At 45.6% G+C, this 19,918-nt stretch carries 15 protein-coding genes; 8 read left to right on the forward strand and 7 right to left on the reverse strand.

What is annotated here, in order from left to right; genetic code table 11:
- The first annotated feature begins 234 nt into the window (after positions 1 to 234).
- Entirely contained in the window at positions 235 to 1,116 is an 882-nt protein-coding gene (locus LX99_RS10890) for a hypothetical protein (protein WP_109607898.1), read from the forward strand.
- 119 nt (positions 1,117 to 1,235) lie between these two features.
- The gene (locus tag LX99_RS10895) at positions 1,236 to 2,132 is read left to right on the forward strand and encodes a polysaccharide deacetylase family protein (RefSeq protein ID WP_109607899.1); all 897 of its coding nucleotides are present in this window, start codon (positions 1,236 to 1,238) and stop codon (positions 2,130 to 2,132) included.
- Positions 2,133 to 2,286: 154 nt separating this feature from the next.
- Here LX99_RS10895 and LX99_RS10900 read toward each other — a convergent pair whose 3' ends face one another.
- Both LX99_RS10900 and LX99_RS10905 read right to left on the reverse strand, forming a co-directional pair.
- Positions 2,287 to 2,490 (reverse strand): hypothetical protein, encoded by a 204-nt coding sequence (locus LX99_RS10900; RefSeq protein ID WP_109607900.1) that lies wholly within the window; start codon positions 2,488 to 2,490, stop codon positions 2,287 to 2,289.
- 10 nt (positions 2,491 to 2,500) lie between these two features.
- A complete protein-coding gene (locus LX99_RS10905; RefSeq protein WP_022833524.1) occupies positions 2,501 to 2,869 on the reverse strand; it encodes a SpoIIAA family protein in 369 nt (122 codons plus the stop codon).
- Between the two features lie 309 nt (positions 2,870 to 3,178).
- On the opposite strand from LX99_RS10905, the gene queG reads away from it, so the two are divergent.
- On the forward strand, positions 3,179 to 4,114 hold the full coding sequence (gene queG, locus LX99_RS10910) for a tRNA epoxyqueuosine(34) reductase QueG (RefSeq protein ID WP_109607901.1): 936 nt from the start codon (positions 3,179 to 3,181) through the stop codon (positions 4,112 to 4,114).
- Positions 4,115 to 4,184: 70 nt separating this feature from the next.
- Here the strand turns inward: queG and LX99_RS10915 are convergent, their stop codons facing one another.
- Positions 4,185 to 5,216 (reverse strand): 3'-5' exonuclease, encoded by a 1,032-nt coding sequence (locus tag LX99_RS10915; protein ID WP_022833519.1) that lies wholly within the window; start codon positions 5,214 to 5,216, stop codon positions 4,185 to 4,187.
- Between the two features lie 125 nt (positions 5,217 to 5,341).
- Here LX99_RS10915 and LX99_RS10920 point away from each other — a divergent pair, with 125 nt between their 5' ends.
- Entirely contained in the window at positions 5,342 to 7,312 is a 1,971-nt protein-coding gene (locus LX99_RS10920) for a DUF3857 domain-containing protein (protein WP_109607902.1), read from the forward strand.
- Positions 7,312 to 9,222, forward strand: a complete 1,911-nt coding sequence (locus LX99_RS10925; RefSeq protein WP_109607903.1) for a DUF3857 domain-containing protein — start codon at positions 7,312 to 7,314, stop codon at positions 9,220 to 9,222. Before LX99_RS10920 ends, LX99_RS10925 begins: the two co-directional genes overlap by 1 nt.
- Here LX99_RS10925 and LX99_RS26260 read toward each other — a convergent pair.
- The 4 genes from LX99_RS26260 to LX99_RS10940 form a co-directional block, all read right to left on the reverse strand.
- Positions 9,209 to 9,340 carry a hypothetical protein gene (locus tag LX99_RS26260; RefSeq protein ID WP_022833517.1) on the reverse strand — a complete coding sequence of 44 codons (132 nt, stop codon included), beginning with the start codon at positions 9,338 to 9,340 and terminating at the stop codon, positions 9,209 to 9,211. The genes LX99_RS10925 and LX99_RS26260 overlap by 14 nt on opposite strands.
- A 146-nt stretch (positions 9,341 to 9,486) precedes the next feature.
- The gene (locus LX99_RS10930) at positions 9,487 to 10,059 is read right to left on the reverse strand and encodes a C40 family peptidase (protein ID WP_109607904.1); all 573 of its coding nucleotides are present in this window, start codon (positions 10,057 to 10,059) and stop codon (positions 9,487 to 9,489) included.
- 346 nt (positions 10,060 to 10,405) lie between these two features.
- Positions 10,406 to 13,015, reverse strand: a complete 2,610-nt coding sequence (mutS, locus tag LX99_RS10935) for a DNA mismatch repair protein MutS (RefSeq protein WP_109607905.1) — start codon at positions 13,013 to 13,015, stop codon at positions 10,406 to 10,408.
- Between the two features lie 120 nt (positions 13,016 to 13,135).
- Positions 13,136 to 15,070 carry an LTA synthase family protein gene (locus LX99_RS10940; protein WP_109607906.1) on the reverse strand — a complete coding sequence of 645 codons (1,935 nt, stop codon included), beginning with the start codon at positions 15,068 to 15,070 and terminating at the stop codon, positions 13,136 to 13,138.
- 353 nt (positions 15,071 to 15,423) lie between these two features.
- Between LX99_RS10940 and LX99_RS10945 the strand changes: the two genes are divergently transcribed.
- The 3 genes from LX99_RS10945 to LX99_RS10955 all read left to right on the forward strand — a co-directional run bounded on the left by LX99_RS10945 (position 15,424) and on the right by LX99_RS10955 (position 19,834).
- Positions 15,424 to 16,995 carry a TROVE domain-containing protein gene (locus LX99_RS10945; protein ID WP_109607907.1) on the forward strand — a complete coding sequence of 524 codons (1,572 nt, stop codon included), beginning with the start codon at positions 15,424 to 15,426 and terminating at the stop codon, positions 16,993 to 16,995.
- Between the two features lie 1,013 nt (positions 16,996 to 18,008).
- Entirely contained in the window at positions 18,009 to 18,764 is a 756-nt protein-coding gene (locus tag LX99_RS10950; RefSeq protein ID WP_109607908.1) for a nucleotidyltransferase domain-containing protein, read from the forward strand.
- On the forward strand, positions 18,761 to 19,834 hold the full coding sequence (locus LX99_RS10955) for a DNA polymerase beta superfamily protein (protein ID WP_109607909.1): 1,074 nt from the start codon (positions 18,761 to 18,763) through the stop codon (positions 19,832 to 19,834). Before LX99_RS10950 ends, LX99_RS10955 begins: the two co-directional genes overlap by 4 nt.
- Positions 19,835 to 19,918: the final 84 nt, after the last annotated feature.

Genomic DNA, 19,918 nt, shown 5'->3' on the forward strand with positions numbered 1-19,918 from the left:
ATCGGTCTTTTTGGACAATGAATATCATTGCATCTCAAGGCCATCGCATTGGGCAACGCTTGCAAAATGTTAAAAGCATTGCCCTGATTTGGACCCGATTCACATCAAATTATTTAAACGGGGGTTTCGATGAGAAAGCCCCGTTTTTTTATGGCTTAAACATTTAATTATGTAACTTTTGAGGCTTAAGGCCGATCTAAAAGATACCCATTAAAAGCCGTTCGATTAAAACCCATGAAAGCTAAAATTACTTTGTTAGCATTGCTCGCCATACTTGCCGCCTGCACCAATAAAAAAGACAAACCGCCTGCCAAAGAAGTCTACCCTACAGTAAGCTATCTGAAAATAAAACTGGATGCATCAGGGCACCTTCCGTCAAATCCTTACGTGCTTACATTTAAAAACGGCGCTAAAGAAATCGTTTTTTGCGGCGTTAATCACCTTGAAAATAACAGCGACATCGATAACCCCATGTTTAAGGGCATCGAAAAAGCTTTTTTTGATGCCAGGCCAGACGTTTGTGTTAACGAAGGGGGTGATGTTTCAAAAAAAGTATTCGCATCAAAAAAAGAAGCGATTATGAAGGATGGCGAGATTGGCCTGACCAAAATGCTTGCCGACAGCCTGAAAATAAAAACCGTAAATGGCGACATGAGCGATAGCCTGGAGTTTAAAGCGCTTTTAAAGCGTTATACCAAAGGCGAGTTGCTGGCTTATATTGTTACAGAAAGGTTTATGTGGGGAATCAGGCCCCCTATAACTGACAGTGCCGCCTTTAAAGCGAACTATTCCAAGTTTATTCAAAATTATATCATGAAAACAGGCGGGGTAAAGCTATCGCAGCAAGAGCAAACACTGGAATTTTACAAGGCAAATTATCAAAAGCTGCTGCACCGCCCGTTTGAAATTGAAAAGTTAGAACCTACCAATCCCTTTAATCCAAACGGTAAATTTCAGGAGATCGGCAGGGCCTCAAAAGAAATAAGAGATCAAAACCTGCTCGCCACTATTGATGGGTTATTAAAAACTAACAACAAGGTATTTATTGTTTTTGGGGGATGGCACCTGTTAACCTGCAAGCCGGGGTTACAATACATCATTAATAAGAAACGTTAAGAAGCGTTCATCTCGGCTATCTTTAAATTAATAATTAAATTTCATTACAATAAAAGGTTGGCATGTGATATAATTATTAATTTAGCGGCCTTTAAAACAAGAAAAAACCAACCTATAATATGATAAAACAAAGTTTAGCAGCGCTGCTTATCTGCGCTTTCGGCACAGTTTCATGTCAGTCAAAACCGGCTGATAAATCAACTCCAACCACTACTCCGGCTGCTGCCGCACCGGCAACGGGCAACGCCGTACCGCAAGCCGGTGATGCCGCCGCTATACTGGCCCGCAAGCAGGTACCCATACTTTGTTACCACCAGATCCGTGACTGGAAGCCGACCGACTCCAAAAACGCTAAAGATTACATAGTACAGGTTGCCGCCTTTAAAGAACACATCAAAATGCTGGCCGACAGCGGTTACCATACCATCCTGCCCGATCAGCTTTACGCTTACCTTACCAAAGGCGCACCACTGCCCAAAAAACCCATCATGTTAACGTTTGACGATACGGACCTGGATCAGTTCACCATCGCCAACCCTACACTAAAAAAGTATGGTTTTAAAGCGGTTTATTTTGTGATGACCGTATCATTAGGTCGCCCGCACTACATGACCAAAGAGCAGGTTAAGCAACTATCAGACGAAGGCAACACCATAGCAAGCCACACCTGGGACCACCACCGTGTTGACCGCTACTCACATAACTCAACACTTAAAATTATTGGTAAAAATGGTAAAATAACTACCCGCCCGGTGGATGATTGGGTTACCCAGATTGATAAGCCAACCAAAACCCTCGAAGAAATAACCGGCAAAAAAATGGATTACTTCGCTTATCCGTTCGGCATCTGGAACAAGGCAGCCTTGCCTGAATTACGTAAACACGGCTTTAAAATGGCTTTCCAGTTGGCGGATAAACGCGACCCGAACGACCCATTGATGACCGTGCGCCGTATTTTGGATAGCGGTTACTGGAGCACCAAAACCTTGAGCAAAAGCATCAGGAATAGCTTTTAAGGCTGTCGGACCCCCCCGGCCCCCTAAAGGGGGAGCTCGAGGATATGTATAGAAAATGCCCGGCAAAACCGGGCATTTTCTGTTTTATAATTTATCAATGGAGAATAAGCGCTCTTCCTCCCCCTTTAGGTGGCTGGGGGGCGTCGCCGCGGGGCTACAAGTCCTCTCCCGCGGGACCCTGTCCTTTGTTTGAAGATGCTGCCTGAGCTGTTTTATCCTTGCCGGTTTCTCCTGGCTCCGGCGCACCCTCCTTAGCTATTGCGGTATCAGCACCGCTGTTTTCGCCCAATTCGTCATTGTGCAGATCCGAATCATCATTATTACCATCATGTACCGGCCTTTTCCTTGAAATTTCCATATTATATAATTTATTTAATTCCTGTTACCCATTTTATCGCTTCGTCCAGCTCTTCCAGTTTATAGCCTTCAAAACTGCCCGGAAGGATGTATTTAAAAAGATGACTAAATTCCCTCACCCCTTCCTGGTCAGTTACTACCGCCACTTTATTCCAACGGGTAAAATATTTAAGTCCCAGCCTCACGTTTCCGCACCAGGCACCGGGACTAAAGTTTTTGATGTTAGTTTCCAGTATCAACAAAAAATTGATCTTCCCAACGCGTTTTACCTTTTCTTCCAGCAAAGGTTGTAAAGCCTTTTCGTAATCATCATTTGTTACGTGGCCAACAGCATGCATCCCTAATACATGCGATGGCAAATATTTTATATGCTCCAGCATGTGTTGTTAAACCTATATTTTACTATAAGTACAAAAACTGCACCAATGGTTAAAAAAATGAGTATTTATTAATGATCAGAACGTAAAAAAGACCTCACCCCAGCACTCTCCAAAGGAGGGGGAACGCTTTGTTCTTAAAGCCCTTTCCTTTGGAGAGGATTTAGGTGAGGCTTTAAAATCAGCTCGCTGTATACTTTCCCGTAGCGATATCACTAAAAAAAGAGTTGCTATTGCCATTGGAGAAGGCCTCTACATTTCCCTGGCTTACCGGGCCTTAGTTATCGGTTCCATTTATATTATCTTTGCAAAATGCAGCAAAACAAACAGGCATACAGCCAACTCATTAAAAGCGAGGCCCAAAAGCTTGGATTTTTGTTTTGCGGTATTGCCAAAGCCGATTTTTTGGAGGAGGAAGCCCCGCGCCTTGAAGCCTGGCTTAACAAAAACATGCATGGCGAAATGGCCTACATGGAAAACCATTTTGATAAGCGCCTCGATCCGCGGTTGCTGGTTGACGGTGCCAAATCGGTTATCTCGCTCGGGATAAATTACTATACCGATCAAACACAGGATGACCCATCGGCGCCCAAAATATCCAAATATGCTTATGGGATGGATTACCATACCGTGATAAAGGATAAGCTTAAACAACTGCTTCAAATCATCAACGAAAAAATAGGCGAAGTGGGAGGCAGGGCTTTTGTAGATTCGGCGCCGGTACTGGATAAAGCCTGGGCCCGAAAGGCGGGTATGGGCTGGATAGGAAAAAACAGTAACCTGCTCAATAAAAAAGCGGGATCGTTCTTTTTTTTGGCCGAACTGATCATTGATCTGGAGCTGGAATACGACATCGCGCCTACGGCCGATCATTGCGGCACCTGTACCAATTGTATCGACGCCTGCCCTACCAATGCTATTGTTGGCCCTTATGTGGTTGATGGAAGCCGCTGCATCTCTTACCTCACCATCGAACTGAAAAATGAGATCCCGCAGGAATTTAAAGGTAAAATGGATAACTGGATGTTTGGCTGTGATGTTTGCCAGGATGTTTGCCCCTGGAACCGCTTTTCGGTAATCCATACCGAACCTGCCTTTACCCCCCACCCCGATCTGCTCCATTTAAAAAAAGCCGACTGGCAGGAAATCACCCGGGATGTTTTTCAAAAAGTATTCAAAAACTCGGCGGTTAAGCGCACCAGGTTCAGTGGCTTAACCAGGAATATCAGTTTTCTCAACAATTCCTGACAAGTCAATTGAAACAAAAAAGCCTTCGCGGTTGATTTTTCGCAAAGGCTTTTTGTATATAATTTGTGGTTTATCCCTTTTTAAACTTCAGCGCTAACTGCTGTAACATGTCGTCATCAACAGGTTTTGCAGGCTCTTCCTTCTTTTTAAATGGTTTATTTTGCTGGTAGTTATTATTCCGGGTATGATCGGGTTTAATAAACTCCTTTTTTTGATACTCGGGCTTTGATGCCGCCGGTTGCTGCTGCTCGGCGGGTTTTGGTTGCGCGGCACGGTTAGCCTGGCGTTCGGCAACCCGTTTAGCGTTCCAGCGGTTATAAATTTCCTCCAGTTTGCGCTTGGTGTAAAGCGGGAAATCGCCCTGCATCATCCACGAGTAATAGCTCGGTTCAACAGTAAACACGTCCTCAACACGTTTACCTTTATGCTTGCCAAAATTAATCAGTTCTTCGCCCTGCTCATTGTAAACCATACGGCCGGCAAAATCAACAGGTTTACTCAGGTTGGTAAATAGGTGCAAAGCTTCCACATCGCCCACAACCGGCACTAATTTATTACCTTTTTTATCTTCCCATTCCACGTTTTCGTAGCGCTCAATCTGGGCAAGCAACACCTCCATGGTAGCGCGGGTATCGGCCTCGGCCGAGTGCGCGTTTTCAATCACCTTATTGCAGTAAAACTGGTAAGCGGCTTTTAAGGTACGCTGCTCCATCTGGTGAAATATATTTTGCACATCAACAAAGTGGCGGGCATCCAGGTTAAATTCAACCCCCGCGCGCAAAAACTCTTCCATCAGCATCGGGATATCAAACTTGTTTGAATTATAGCCGGCCAGGTCGCTCTCGCCAATAAAATCGGCTATCGACTGGCCAAGTTCTTTAAACTGAGGTTCATTTTGAATATGCTCATCATAAATGCCATGCACTAATGATGATTCGAGCGGGATAGGGATGCCAGGGTGTACGCGCCAGGTTTTAACTTCGTCGGTGCCATCAGGATAAAGCTTGATAACAGATATTTCAACTATGCGGTCGGCACCGATATTGGTACCTGTAGTTTCAAGATCAAAGAAGGCGAGCGGACGTTTTAGTTTTAATTTCATTTGTTGATGATCAGAGATACAAAGGTCGCAAAAGTCCTAAAATTAATCAGTACAATAAATTTTTTAATTGATTTATTATACCGAATTATTATTTATTTTGACGCTTCCTAATTATCACAATTTACATGAAGAAATTATTTCTTATCGCGCTCATTTTTATCGGCTTAGCTAAAACAACCCGTGCCCAGGATTTTGAACCGGGCATAACCGATAAGGAAATTGAGATGACCGCGTATGATAAAGACCCGCAGGCCAACGCGGTTTTTTTAAATGAATTTGGCAGTACCCGGATAGATGAAGTGAACGACCACGTAAGGCTGATCTACACTTACCACGCGAAAATCAAGATTTTTAACAAAGAGGGTTTCAATAACGGCACTATCGAAATCCCGATCCACCACAACGAATCCGTATCCGAAGATGTGGACGAAGTTACCGGCACCACCTACTATAAAGACGAAAACGGCATTATCCAGAAGGCCGAACTCGACCCCAAAAAGGTTTTTACCGTAAAGGATTATAAATATGGCAGCACCGTAAAATTTGCCTTGCCTGCCCTACACCCCGGTTGCGTTATCGAGTTTAAATACAAGCTGGTATCACCATATATTGATTATTTCAGGGACTGGTATTTCCAGGACGATATCCCTAAAATGTACTCACAATACGAGGTTCATATCCCGGGTTTCTGGACATTTAACGCTTCATTGCGCGGCGTGTTGAAACTTACCAAAAGCGCATCAGAAGTGGAGCGCGAATGCTTTATATCAGGCGGTTCAAAAGCCGATTGCTCGCACATTACCTATGGCATAAAGGATATCCCCGCGTTTGTTAAGGAAGATTACATGACGGCCCGTAAAAACTTCCTTTCCGCCATCTTTTTTGAACTGGTAGAGGTAACCAACCCCTACACCGGGGTAAAAACCGTAGTAACCAAACAATGGAGCGATGTTGACCGGATACTGAAAACAAGCGAAAGCTTTGGCTCGCAACTGAAGCGTGGCAGCCTGCTTAAGGAATATATAGCGCCCGTTATAGCAGGTAAAACCGACGAGCTTGAAAAAGCCAAAGCCCTGTATAGCTGGGTTAAAAAGCAGATAAAGTTTAACGACTATTACGGTATTTACAGCGAGAATATAAAGAAGGCCATTGAAACACACTCGGGCAGTGTGGCCGACATCAACCTGACGCTGGTTACCGCCCTGAATGCCGCGGGTTTAAATGCCGAGGCCGTGTTACTTTCAACCCGCGAGCATGGTATGGTGAATACGCTTTACCCCGTATTAAACGACTTTAATTATGTGATAGCCAAGGTTAACATTGGTAATAATACCTACCTGCTTGACGCTACCGACCCATTGCTTCAATTTGGCCTGCTGCCGTTACGTTGTGTTAATGATCAGGGCCGGGTGGTGAGCCTCAACAAACCATCATACTGGATAGACCTGGGAACGCAGCAAAAAGGTGCGACAACCCGCACCCTCGAACTTACGCTGTTGGATAATGGTAAAATAAAGGGCACCATTATCTCATACTACAAGGGTTACGAGGCTTACGAACGACGTAAAATCATTAAGAAATTTAATTCGGTTGATGAGTACGTAGAGGATTTTGACGAGAAACACCCCAAGCTGAAGGTTCTTAAATCAGATATTCTTAACCTCGATAGCCTGGACAACCCGCTGCGGGAAACCTTTGAGGTGGAGATAGATGCTTACGACAACAACAATCACGACAGGCTTTTATTTAATCCCTATTTTTGGGAAAAGCGCACCACCAATCCGTTTAAACTGGCCGAGCGCGATTACCCTGTAGACTGGGGCTACGCGTCAGACAGCCGCCTGGTATTGGTAATGCACCTGCCGCCTCAATATACTATTGAAACGCCGCCCCAGGTTGTGGCTTATGGCCTGCCAAACAAAGGCGGCATGTTTGCAACCGCGTTCGAAACACAGGATAACAATACCTTCACCTTTTCGAACATCACGCAGTTTAACAAAACGGTTTATGATCCGGCCGAGTACCCTTATCTTAAAGAATTGTACAACAAGATCATCCTCACCGAAAAAGGCGAAATGGTATTCAGGAAAAAATAATGAAGAGAATTTTAACAGCGCTGTTTTTACTATCGGCAATAACCTGTGTTAAAGCGCAGGATAATTATGACACCTCCCTGATCCCGAACGACCTTTTACCTTATGCCGGCGCCGTGGTGCGTAACGAAGAAACCACCGTTGAGGTGAAAGACTTTGATTACACGCTTTGCCATGTTAAAAAAGCCATTACGGTTTTAAACAAGAACGGCGATGATGAAGCCGGCCTGGTGATCTGGTATGATAAAAGCAATATAATAAAAGATGTAAAGGGAATAATATACAACCAGTGGGGTAAACCGGTAGGCAAGTTTTCTGAAAGTGATTTTGATGACGAGAGCCAGCACGACGGTTTTTCGCTGTTTACCGATCTGAAGTTGAAGCATTACCAGCCCCGGAGTACCGATTATCCCTATACGGTAAGTTATGAGTACGATGTAAAATCGAAACAATCGCTCGACCTGGAAAACTGGCACCCACTTGCTTCCGACGGGATTTCAGTCGAAAAAAGTTCATATACCCTCATTTGCAAACCCGATTTTAAAATAAGGTATAAGCCCATAAACCTGCACGTAAACCCGGTTATAGCCACCAATAAACAGGGCCTGCAAACTTATACCTGGCAAATCAGTAACCTGAAAGCCTTACGGAGCGAGCCTTACAGCCCGATATACCGCGAAAGGATGCCGAGCCTTAAGGTGGCGCCCGATAAGTTTACTTACCGGGGCGTAAGCGGAACAGTTACCAACTGGAAGGAACTGGGTCAGTGGCAGTACGAAAAGCTGAACGCAGGCAGGCAGCAGCTATCGCCGGTAACCGTGCAAAAAATGAAGGAACTTACTGCCGACGTTACCGACCCGAAAGCCAAAGCCCGCAAAATTTATGAATACATGCAGGGAAGAACGCACTATATAAATATTTCGGTTGGTATTGGCGGGCTGCAGCCATTTCCGGCCGCGGATGTTGACCAGCAAAGCTATGGTGATTGTAAGGCATTGGTAAACTATACCCAGGCCCTATTGAAAGCTGTGGATATAGAATCCTATTACTGCGTGGTAAAATCGGGCAGTCAGAAAATAAGCATGCTGCCCGATTTTGCAAGCATGGACCAGGGCGATCATGTGATCCTTTGCCTTCCGTTTAAAAACGACACCACCTTTTTAGAGTGTACCAGCCAGAACATGCCCTTCGGCTTTTTGGGCAACTTTACCGATGACCGGCTGGTACTGGCCTGTACGCCCCAGGGAGGCAAGCTGATCCGTACGCCAAAATATACCGCCCAGGCAAACCTTGAACAACGCAAGGCCTCATTTACGCTGAACGCGCAGGGCGATCTTTCGGGCACTATGATCACCAATTTTAAAGGGGTAAATTATGAAGACCGCGACCAGGTGATCTATGAATCCAAAACAGATCAAATTAAAGACCTGAAGAAGATCTACCCTATCAACAATCTTGAAATAGAAAGCGCCGACCTTAAACAATACAAAACAGATCAGCCTTATACCACCGAAACTTTAAAAATAACAGCATCTGAATACGGATCGGCAAGCGGTGACAAAATTGTATTCATGGCTAACCCCGCCAACCGTATTACCACCCCCTTGCGCGAAGTGCGGAACCGGCATTTTGACGTGCATATTAACCGGGGCTATACCGATGAAGATGAGATAACCTACACCATACCTGCCGGGTATAAAATTGACTTGCGCCCGAAGAATGTAAAGATAGAAAAGCCGTTTGGCAGGTTTGAAGCTTCGGTTACCGTTAACGGCGACAAGGTTATTTACAGCCGCAAACTGCAGATCATTGACGGCGATTACAGCAAGGAAACTTACCAGGATATGGTTGACTTTTACCAACAGGTTACCGATAGCGACGACGATAACATCACCCTTACTAAAGGTAGCTAATAATCACTATACCGAGGATAATCCCGATAACCATAATTACGTACAGCATGATCTCGTTACCGGCAAAGCGCTTGTATTTTGTCCAGAATGAATAGTCGGGTTTGTTTTGGGGTGCCATGCTGCAAAAATATTGAAATTTGCGTCTGAATCAGAATTTACAGAATTTGAGGATTTACAGAATAGATATCTGATCTGGTTTATTTCTAATTACTTTCAAAATCCTGATCATTCTAAAATTCTGTAAATTCTGATTCAGATGACTTTTTAATTATTGATACTGGTTGTGGGCGCATATTCGATGGAACCGGCTCTGGAGAAGTATTTATACAACGACGGATCGCGCAACCTTACAATCATCACCCCCTTGCGCGAACTGGCATGCACCACGTAGCCGTTTTGCAGGTAAACCCCAACATGGCTGAACTGCTTTCCGTCGAAATCAAAAAACACCAGGTCGCCTTCTTTCAGTTCATCTTCGTATTTACGCTTGATCACGGTAATCTGTTTGCTGGTCATGCGGGGGATGGTAATCCCGTAAACTTGCTGTTCCAGTAAAAAAGTAAGCCCCGAGCAATCGATCCCGTCTTTATCCAGGCCGCCAAATTTATACGGCGTTCCCATCCACTGCTCGATAAAGGCATAGAGGCGCCCGTTTTGGATATCGCTTTTATCAACACCCATAATTTCAGCATACTTTGAAGCGATATCGCCCGATGGCTTTACAACTTCGCCAGGCTGGCCGCGCATAACGGCCTTACGGCTATGGCATGAGGTTAAAACCGCTACGGACGCCAGCACCAAAAAACAATAATATAAACGGGGAAACGGGATAGACATAAAGCAAAAGTAAAACAAGCTGTAAAAAATAGCCGCCCGGTGTTATTAACATATCCACATTAATGGATGTGCAGATGTGGCGGATGTGCAAATGTGCGCATGTGCGGATTTCAGATGTGCAGATGTGGGGATTTCAAATAAATGGGCAGATAATCAATTCTCTTAGTACGAGCGATGGCGAAATATCTTCAACGGGTGCAAAATTGCCTGCCTGCAGGGCGAGTAAGCTGTTTCGCTACGTTCCATATGACAAACCCCTACCCGGCTCAAATGCAACAAGCACATCCGCACATCTAAATTCAGCACATTTGAAATCTGCACATCTGAAATCCGCACATCAAAAAAATCAGCTTTTCACCACCCGCTGTATCTCGTCCAGTTTCATTAAAGCTTCTACAGGGGTTAAGGTGTTTACATCGAGGTTATTCAGCGTATCGCGGATTTTAACCAGCACCGGGTCATCTATTGAAAACATCTGCATCTGCACGGCCTGTTTCTGAACCTTGCGGATGCTTTCCTTAATATGTTCGCCGCCGGTGCGTTCGTTCTCCAGCTTTTTCAGGATCTCGTTGGCGCGGCTCAATACCTTGGATGGCATACCGGCCAGTTTGGCCACATGGATCCCGAAGCTGTGCTCGCTGCCGCCCGGCACCAGTTTACGCAGAAAGATAATTTGCTGGCCAACCTCTTTTACAGATACGTTGAAGTTTTTAATGCGGTTAAACGAGTTGCTTAACTCGTTAAGCTCGTGATAGTGGGTGGCAAAAAGGGTTTTGGCCCTTGCCGTTGGATGGTTATGCAGGTACTCGGCAATTGACCACGCAATGGAAATACCGTCATAAGTTGACGTACCGCGACCGATCTCATCCAGCAGGATCAGGCTCCTGTCGGATAGGTTATTGAGGATGCTGGCCGTTTCATTCATCTCTACCATAAAGGTCGATTCGCCCGACGAAAGGTTATCGGATGCCCCTACCCTGGTAAAAATTTTGTCAACCAAACCGATGATCGCCTCTTTAGCAGGCACAAAACAGCCCATCTGCGCCATCAGCACTATCAAACCGGTTTGCCTTAACAAAGCCGATTTACCGGCCATGTTAGGCCCTGTAATGATGATGATCTGCTGCGTTTCCGAATCGAGGTAAACACTGTTGGTGATGTACTCCTCACCTATCGGCAGATTTTTTTCGATAACAGGGTGGCGGCCACCTTTAATGTCCAGTACCTTACTTTCGTTTATTTCGGGCTTAACGTAGTAATTTTTGATGGAGATGGTTGCAAAGTTGAGCAGCACATCCAAACGGGCTATCAGCTGGGCGTTAAGCTGGATAGGCTTGATATACTCGGCCAGCGAATACAGCAAATCGTTGTACAGCTGTGTTTCCAATGCCAGGATCTTCTCCTCGGCGCCTAAAATCTGCTCTTCGTATTCTTTTAATTCGGGCGTGATATAACGCTCGGCATTCACGAGGGTTTGCTTGCGGATCCATTCGGTGGGTACCTTATCCCGGTGAGCGTGGGTAACCTCGAGATAGTAACCGAACACGTTATTAAACGATACTTTAAGCGAAGGGATGCCCGTTAACTCGGCCTCACGTTTCTGGATTTCGAGCAGGTAGCCTTTACCGCCAAAAGCGATTTTCCGCAGCCTGTCGAGCTCGTCACTAACGCCATCGTTCATTACCGAGCCTTTTACCAGCATCACCGGCGGCTCGGGGTTAAGTTCGCGTTCTATCTTTTCGCAAATGAGGGCGCAGGGGTTAAGCTGTTCGCCTATGGCACGTAACGGCGCGCTTCCCGAACTTTCGGCAATGCGTTTGATCTGGGCTATAGCCGTTAAAGCTTTTTTAAGCTGGCAAACCTCGCGCGGGTTGGCTTTTTGCAAGCCAATTTTCGAGATCAGCCTTTCCAAATCGCCTATCTGGCGCAGGTACTGCAGCAACTCCTCACGCAGTTCTTCATTACCTATCAGGTATTCTACCACGCCAAGCCTGTCATTAATAGACTTGATCTGCTTTAAGGGCATCACAATCCAGCGGCGCAGCAAACGCGCCCCCATGGGCGAGCAGGTATGGTCAAGCACATCAACCAGGGTCATGGCGTTTTCGTTGGCCGAACCCACCAGCTCCAGGTTGCGGATGCTGAACCTGTCGAGCCACAAATACCGGTCTTCCTCTATCCTGCTGATGGCCGAGATATGGCCCAGGTTGCGGTGTTCGGTTTCGTTAAGGTAGTGAATAGCTACACCTGCGGCTATAATGCCCAGCTGCAGCTTATCGATGCCGAAACCCTTTAATGATTTTACGCCGAAGTGTTTCAGCAGCGTTTCGGTGGCATAATCGCCGCTGTAAGGCCACTCATCAAGGGCGTAGGTATAAAAGCGGTCGCCGTAAGTATCTTTAAAATCGCGGGCGCGGCTTTTAGGGTAAATCACCTCGCTGGGCGAAAAGCTTTGCAGCAGTTTATCAATATAATCGCTGTTACCCTGGGCCGTCATGAACTCGCCGGTAGAGATATCTATGAGCGCGATGCCGATTGTATTTTTTTCAAAATGCAGCGAAGCAAGGTAATTGTTGCTTTTTTGCTGCAGGATATTATCGTTGGTAGCCACGCCGGGGGTAACCAGTTCGGTTACGCCGCGCTTAACGATGGTTTTGGTTGTTTTAGGGTCTTCCAGCTGATCGCAGATAGCCACGCGCTGCCCGGCACGTACCAGTTTGGGCAGGTAGGTATCCAGCGAGTGGTGCGGGAAACCCGCCAGCTCAATATGCGTAGCGGCACCGTTGGCGCGGCGGGTAAGCACAATGCCCAAAATGCCCGCGGCTTTAACGGCATCTTCGCCAAATGTTTCGTAAAAATCGCCCACCCTAAACAGCAGCAAAGCACCGGGGTACTTTACTTTAATAGCATTGTATTGCTGCATTAAGGGGGTTTCTTTGGTAGTATCTTTAGCCAAGCGGTTTATCCTTATAATTAATCGGCTAAGTTAATGCATTGGCAGGGGTTTTAGGGTAATGTGGAAAATTTGGGGTGATGTGGAATAAGTGCCCCCAGGTATAAAATCACCAGACCGCCTTTACCTCACCACCATTTTCCCATTCACAATCCTATCTACATAATCCTGTATCAGCGCTTTGCAATCCTGCATGCCTTTCTGCATTTCGGGGTTTAACCCGCCGGGCATCAGGTTTTTATCCAAACCTTTATCTTCCACGGCAAAAATCCCGGTAAAGTTTTTACCGTCAAACAGGTAGGTGTAATTACCCTGCATAAACTGGTAAATATTACCGGTGGAGTTGATGAGCCTCGGCTGCTCATCGGGCACTTTGCTAACTAAACTCCTCCCCCATGAGCGGAAAGGTTTATTATAACCCGTTAAATCGGCCAGGGTGGGATATATATCCATTTGCGACGCGATATCTGTGCGGGTGCCTTTAAGGTTGTACGCCGGGTTGGCGCTGTAAAACAGGATGGGAACGGCAAAACGGTTTACCTGCTTGCTGTACTCGGGGTAATAGGTTTGGCTGGTATGATCGGCAGTGATCACAAAAATGGTGTTGCTGTACCAGGGCTGTGTTTTGGCATAGTTAAAAAATTCGCGCAAGGCGTTATCGGTGTATTGTACGCACTTATCAATAGCCAGCGGACCGCCGGTAAACCTGGCCTTATATTTTTCGGGCAGCTGATATGGGTCGTGCGATGAGAGCGTGAACAACGTAGCCATAAAGGGCTTCTTTTGCCGCGTAAGCGTGCGCCCCATAAACTGAAAAAAGGGCTCATCCCAAATACCCCAGATGCCGTCGAAATCACGGTCATTATTATATTCAGTACGGCCATAATAGTGCTTATAGCCCAAAATACTGCCGAAGCCCTGGAAACCCATCGAACCGTTTGCCGCGCCATGAAAAAACGAGGTTTCGTAGCCCATATCGTTACAAACCGATACGATCGACTGGATATTTTGCTTGGCATAAGGCGACGAGGTGAAAGCGTTTTGAAATGAAGGGATACCTGCCAATACCGACGACATGGCATGAATAGATTGCCTGCCGGTAGCATAGGCGTTGGTAAATATGAGGCTGCTGTTTGATAGCGAATCTAAAAACGGCGTGTATGATTTAAAGCCCGGGATGTTAACGTCCCTGTTCATGCTGCCCCAATATTCGCGGGCCATGCTTTCCAAAATGATGATCACCACATTGGGTTTGGCGGCGGGCTGGTTATTATATTGCTTGATGGGCTTGATATTAGCGCTGATGTAAGCATCATCAACCCAATGCTGCAGCTTATAGTTATTGGTACCCAGCGTACGGAAAATAGCGAACGGGGTATTCAGTACAATATCGCCCTGGTTTGGGATGGTGATATGCTTATAGGCATCAACCATGTTGATAGGCCTCGTGCTGTGCGCAAAATCGCCGCGGATGCCGCCGATCACCAAAGCAAGGATGGCAAAAAATGATACCACCGATGATAAAAAGTAAACCTTATTGTCGGTTACCCGCTGCGGCTTCAGTTTTACCAGCTTATACAGCCAGATCCAGCTAAGGGCACAAATAATAAACAGGGCCACTACGTACCAGTAAGCTTCAGAAAAATGGGTAAATAATAGCTTTTTATTATTCTCATCGGCCAGTACATCAAGGGTGGCTTTGGTTGAGCGTACCTGGCTAAAGCGGTAATAAATAATATCTACAAAGTTGGTAGCGTAGCAAAGCAGGTTGGTAATGAAATACAAAATGGCCATACCTTTTTGAAAACCCGGGCGGGTATTCACTATCAGCGGTAATACGCTGAGCAGTATGAAAAGGCTGTTGGTATACAGCAGGGCCGTGGTATCAAAGGCCATACCATAGTAGCAAAGTTTAAGCAGTGCCCAAAAGCTATCAACAGCGAAAAGGTGTGTATTAAACGCGAAGAATAACACCCTTGCGATAAAATAAAACAAATACCCTAAAAACAGCCTGTATAAAAGCACTTTATACTCGGCCAGCCTCCATTTACTTTCCATTAAACTACGTTGCTTTTAGTTTTCCTTTAGGCCGGATCGGCAGGGAGATCATTGCCCGTTGCGGTAGAAACTAACAGGTGGCGAAAGTAAATAAAATTGATTAACAATTATTTAATAGCAGGGTAATAGGAATTTAATGACTTGCAGCTTACATAATTGGGGCTTGGGTAGATGATTGTGGGCTCGCTTGTCCTGAAGAAGACGTATGTGATGCGTCAATACGTAACAAACACTTAACATTTCCAACAAAATCCCTGTTCTGAAAAAAAAATCAACTTTTTTTTCACTGCGCAAATACACTGCGCAGCAGCTTCCAACCTTTGTATCGTCAAAACAAACAAAGGAGGTATAAAATGAAATTCAACCTGTTAAGCAAAGTGAAATCAATAGTGGTTAACCATGAAGGGGAGAAAGCTTTTAAAATGAGCCCCGAAATGGAACTGTACACCACGGTAGTAACCTGGAGCTTGAACGATACCTTTTACGAAAAAGATCAAACACGTATGGGGCGCCTGCAGATGCTGATCGCCCAATGCAATCCGGTATTTGTGGGTAAGCTGGCGGTATATGCCCGTACTAAAATGTATATGCGTTCGGTTCCGCTGTTACTGGTTACCGAATTGGCTAAGCTGCACTCGGGCGACGATCTGGTTGCCCGGGTTACCGACGCCGTTGTTGGCCGGGCCGATGAAATTACGGAGCTGCTGGCGTGTTACCAGGTAATGAACCGGCGTACCGGCACCAAAAAGCTAAACCGGTTATCGAAGCAAATGCAGAAAGGTTTAGCAATGGCATTTAACCGTTTTGATGAGTACCAGTTTGCCAAATATAATCGCGATGGCGCCGTTAAACTGCGCGATGCCCTGTTCCTGGTACACCCACGTGCCAAGGATGACTTGCAGCAACTGATATTTAACAAAATAGTGACCGGTAATCTGCAAACGCCTTATACATGGGAAACCGAGTTATCCGCTTTGGGTCAGCTGAATTTTGATAGCGTTGAAGCCAGGGCTACCGCGTTCCGGGCTAAGTGGGAAGAACTGATAGATAGCGGCAAGCTGGGCTACATGGCTTTATTGCGTAACCTGCGTAACATTCAGGATGCAGGCGTAAGCTATGCGCACTTTAAAAAAGTATGCGCAACCCTGGCAGATGGCGAACAGGTAGCTAAGGCCAAACAGTTCCCGTTCCGTTACCTGGCAGCTTACCGCGAGTTGATCACACCAACTAACGCGGCGCAAAACATTGTAAGGGCCGCCAAAGCCGCCATAACAGGCAACAAAGGCTATACCGGCGAATTGCTGGATGCCTTAGAAAAAGCGGTACGGGCAAGCGCTGCAAACATGAGGGGTTTTGATGAAAACACCCGTGTACTGCTGGCCTGCGACGTATCCGGTTCGATGCAACAACCGATCTCGGCAAAATCAAAAGTATTGCTGTATGATATAGGTTTGATGCTGGCCATGCTGCTGCAATCGCGCTGTAATAATGTGGAAGTGGGTATGTTTGGCGATACCTGGAAAACTATTGCCATACCGCGCCATAACATATTAAGCAACGTGCAGGAATTTTACCGCCGCGAAGGTGAAGTGGGTTATTCAACCAATGGCTACCTGGTTATTTATGATCTGAGTATCCGTCGTGTAAAGATGGATAAAGTAATGCTGTTTACCGACTGCCAGTTGTGGAACAGCAACAACAGCACTAATCATATCCAGGAGCAGTGGGTTTATTATAAACAAAACATTGCGCCAAACGCCAAATTGTACTTGTTTGACCTGGCAGGTTATGGCCAAACGCCATTGCAGTTGCTGCAAAACGATGTGTACCTCATTGCAGGCTGGAGCGATAAAGTTTTTGATGTACTGGCAGCCATTGAAAAAGGCAGCCCGGCACTTGATTTAATTAACAAAATTGATTTATAAATAATGGGGAGGAAAAGGCCTCCCCTGTTAAAAATATAAAGATGCCGTATGCCTGCGTTACTTCAATAAAATTAAAACCTACGCAGGCCGCCCGTTGCTCTTTATACCCGTTGCTCTTTATAAAGAAGGTGCCGTATATAAGTGTTACTTCGATTTCCAAGCCTGAGACGCCGGTTCGAATCCGGCCCCGAAAGGGTAGTTGAGATGGTTAAACACAGGGTAAGCAAACACTTGTAACCCGTTGCCCTTCTTTTAAAATACTGAAACTAAAAAACACGGAGAGTTTTAACTCTCCTGAAAAAAATAAGGATGCCGTAGGTAAGGGATACTTCGCAGCAGACCATGGGGAGGGCATTGCGGTGAAAGCCGTGATGGAGGTTCAAGTCCTCGCTTGCAAGCCCCCAAAGCCCCTTGCCGCCTTTGCTCTTTATATTAAGGAGGTGTCGTTTATTAGTGTTACTTCGATACATTACCGAACGCCCGTTTTAATCACGCCCTTAAGGGTAGTTAAGATCAGAACCCGGTGTAAGCACACACTTATAGCCAGTTACCCTTCTTATTAAAACATTGAAAATAAAATAAGGTGCAGTAAACAAGTAATACTTCGTTTAGGGACATTCGGGTCGCCGGTTCGAACCCGGCCTGCGGGTAACCGCGGTAGCTCAGGTGGTTAAAGCATAATGTAGAAGATTTGTTGACAATTGCCCTTATTTTTAAAATGAACAGCGGTTAAAGTGCCGTAGATAAGTATTACTTCGCATAACCCCAAGGTCGCCGGTATAAGTCCGGTCCTTAGCGTAAAGCTAAGGTAGCTCAGCAGCGTAGAGCATGGGACCCCGATTACTTATCGGCTATTCGCCTTTACCGCTGTTTATTAAAACTTTGCAACCTAACCTTTATCAGTAAAAGAAACCGGGATGCCGTAAGTAAGTGTTACTTCGCCTGTCACGCTAAACAAAACGCTTGCTCAATGTAGCTCCTGGTTTCTTTATTTATTTTTTACGAAAATAACCATGACACCAACCATACAACAAAAACTCCTGGAGCTTGAGCAGACTGAAAATATAAAAATACTTTACGCCTGCGAATCAGGTAGCCGGGCCTGGGGCTTCGCCTCGCCGGATAGTGATTATGATGTGCGCTTTTTTTATGTGCGCCCGCTTGATTACTATCTTGGCATAACCGGCATGCCCGACTTCCTTGATCTTCCGCTTAATGATGAACTGGATTTGAGAGGCTGGGATATACGTAAGGCACTTAAGCTATTTCTTAAGTCGAACGCATCGCCGTACGAATGGCTGCAATCGCCGGTAGTTTACAGGGAAGAAACTGTTTTCGCCGAAGAGCTGCGGGTGCTCATGCCCGGCTATTTTTCAACGCGGGCGACAGCTAACCACTATGTTTCGCTGGCATTCAATGCTTTCACCAACGATTTGCAGTCGGACGATATAAACCTCAAGCGCTGCTTTTATGCGCTGCGATCGGCACTGGCCTGCCTCTGGATAGCGGACCGGAAAACCGTGCCGCCTATGGAATTTACTAAATTGCGGGTGATGATAACCGATGCAGCCGTTCAACAAGCCATAGAGCCCTTGCTTGAGCGAAAGGGGCAAGCCAATGAAAAAGCGACGGTTAAATCTGTTCCGGTATTACAGCAGTGGCTTGCCGAAACTTTAAGCTATTGTAAACAACAAATACCCGGGCTACCGTCAAGTAAGAGAGAACCCGGTGAGCTTAACTTATTGTTCAAAAAACACATACAACAATGAATTTTCAGCAGTTAAAGCAAAACCCGCAATGGCTCCTGCTTGATTGTATCAGCGGGAGTACCGCGTATAACCTGAATGTTAAAGGTTCTGATACGGATAAAAAAGGCATCTTTATGATGCCTCAAAAACAGCTTTACGGATTCGCGCAAACCACCCAGGTAACCAATGATAGTAATGATGAGGTTTATTTTGAAGCAGGCCGTTTTTTAGAGTTACTTACCAAAAACAATCCGAACATATTGGAACTGTTAAGTACACCCAAACAGTTTGTATTATACCGCCATCAGTTAATGGACCTGATAAAGCCGGAGGATTTCCTGTCAAAACTTTGCCTGGATACTTTTGCAGGGTACGCGCATTCGCAGATAAAAAAGGCACGGGGGTTAAATAAAAAAATCAACAGGCCGATGGAGGGAGAGCGCCGGTCGATATTAGATTTTTGTTTTGTGATCTATACCAACGGAAGCATCCCGCTAAAGGATTGGTTAAAAGAAACCGGTTTTGTACAGGAGAATTGCGGACTTATTGCGGTGGATCATTTTAGGGATACCTACCTGTTGTATCATCAGCACCAGTTAACTACCGGCTATTTTAGAGGCATAAGTTCGGGGCATGAAGCCGATGACGTACAACTAAGCCCTGTCTCCAAAGGATTAACGCATCTTGCCGTAATGAACTTTAACAAAGACGGCTATTCGGTATACTGCAAAGAATATAAGGAGTATCACGAATGGGTAGCTAAACGTAACGAATTACGGTATCAAAGTACCCTATCGCAGGGTAAAAATTATGATGCGAAAAACATGATGCACACCTTCCGGCTGTTGAATATGGCCGCCGAAATAGCTAAATATGGCGAGGTAATAGTAAACCGGCCAGATAGGGGTTTCCTGCTGAAGATCCGCAGTGGTGAGTTTGAGTTTGATGGCCTGACCCTGATGGTTGAGGAAAAAATGACGGAGATTTCCGAACTATATCGTACATCTCCACTGCCCGACAGGCCGGATGTACGGAAAGCCGAAGAAGTTTTACGGCAGATGAGGACAGAATTTTACAGTGTAAGCTGCTGATAAATTTAACCATCCACTTATAACACATCATTGTAATTGGTTAAAACCAACGGCGATGTTGTGTTTTTTCCGCCGTTGGTGGTG

Origin of the sequence: Mucilaginibacter oryzae (assembly GCF_003148845.1) — a bacterium.
Classification (GTDB): Bacteria; Bacteroidota; Bacteroidia; order Sphingobacteriales; family Sphingobacteriaceae; genus Mucilaginibacter; species Mucilaginibacter oryzae.

What these genes read in the sequence shown, in the direction of transcription:
- LX99_RS10890 (WP_109607898.1), top strand. Translation starts at nt 235, where the DNA reads ATGAAAGCTAAAATTACTTTGTTAGCATTGCTCGCCATACTTGCCGCC.
- LX99_RS10895 (WP_109607899.1), top strand. Translation starts at nt 1,236, where the DNA reads ATGATAAAACAAAGTTTAGCAGCGCTGCTTATCTGCGCTTTCGGCACA.
- LX99_RS10900 (WP_109607900.1), bottom strand. Translation starts at nt 2,490, where the DNA reads ATGGAAATTTCAAGGAAAAGGCCGGTACATGATGGTAATAATGATGAT.
- LX99_RS10905 (WP_022833524.1), bottom strand. Translation starts at nt 2,869, where the DNA reads ATGCTGGAGCATATAAAATATTTGCCATCGCATGTATTAGGGATGCAT.
- queG (WP_109607901.1), top strand. Translation starts at nt 3,179, where the DNA reads ATGCAGCAAAACAAACAGGCATACAGCCAACTCATTAAAAGCGAGGCC.
- LX99_RS10915 (WP_022833519.1), bottom strand. Translation starts at nt 5,216, where the DNA reads ATGAAATTAAAACTAAAACGTCCGCTCGCCTTCTTTGATCTTGAAACT.
- LX99_RS10920 (WP_109607902.1), top strand. Translation starts at nt 5,342, where the DNA reads ATGAAGAAATTATTTCTTATCGCGCTCATTTTTATCGGCTTAGCTAAA.
- LX99_RS10925 (WP_109607903.1), top strand. Translation starts at nt 7,312, where the DNA reads ATGAAGAGAATTTTAACAGCGCTGTTTTTACTATCGGCAATAACCTGT.
- LX99_RS26260 (WP_022833517.1), bottom strand. Translation starts at nt 9,340, where the DNA reads ATGGCACCCCAAAACAAACCCGACTATTCATTCTGGACAAAATACAAG.
- LX99_RS10930 (WP_109607904.1), bottom strand. Translation starts at nt 10,059, where the DNA reads ATGTCTATCCCGTTTCCCCGTTTATATTATTGTTTTTTGGTGCTGGCG.
- LX99_RS10940 (WP_109607906.1), bottom strand. Translation starts at nt 15,070, where the DNA reads ATGGAAAGTAAATGGAGGCTGGCCGAGTATAAAGTGCTTTTATACAGG.
- LX99_RS10945 (WP_109607907.1), top strand. Translation starts at nt 15,424, where the DNA reads ATGAAATTCAACCTGTTAAGCAAAGTGAAATCAATAGTGGTTAACCAT.
- LX99_RS10950 (WP_109607908.1), top strand. Translation starts at nt 18,009, where the DNA reads ATGACACCAACCATACAACAAAAACTCCTGGAGCTTGAGCAGACTGAA.
- LX99_RS10955 (WP_109607909.1), top strand. Translation starts at nt 18,761, where the DNA reads ATGAATTTTCAGCAGTTAAAGCAAAACCCGCAATGGCTCCTGCTTGAT.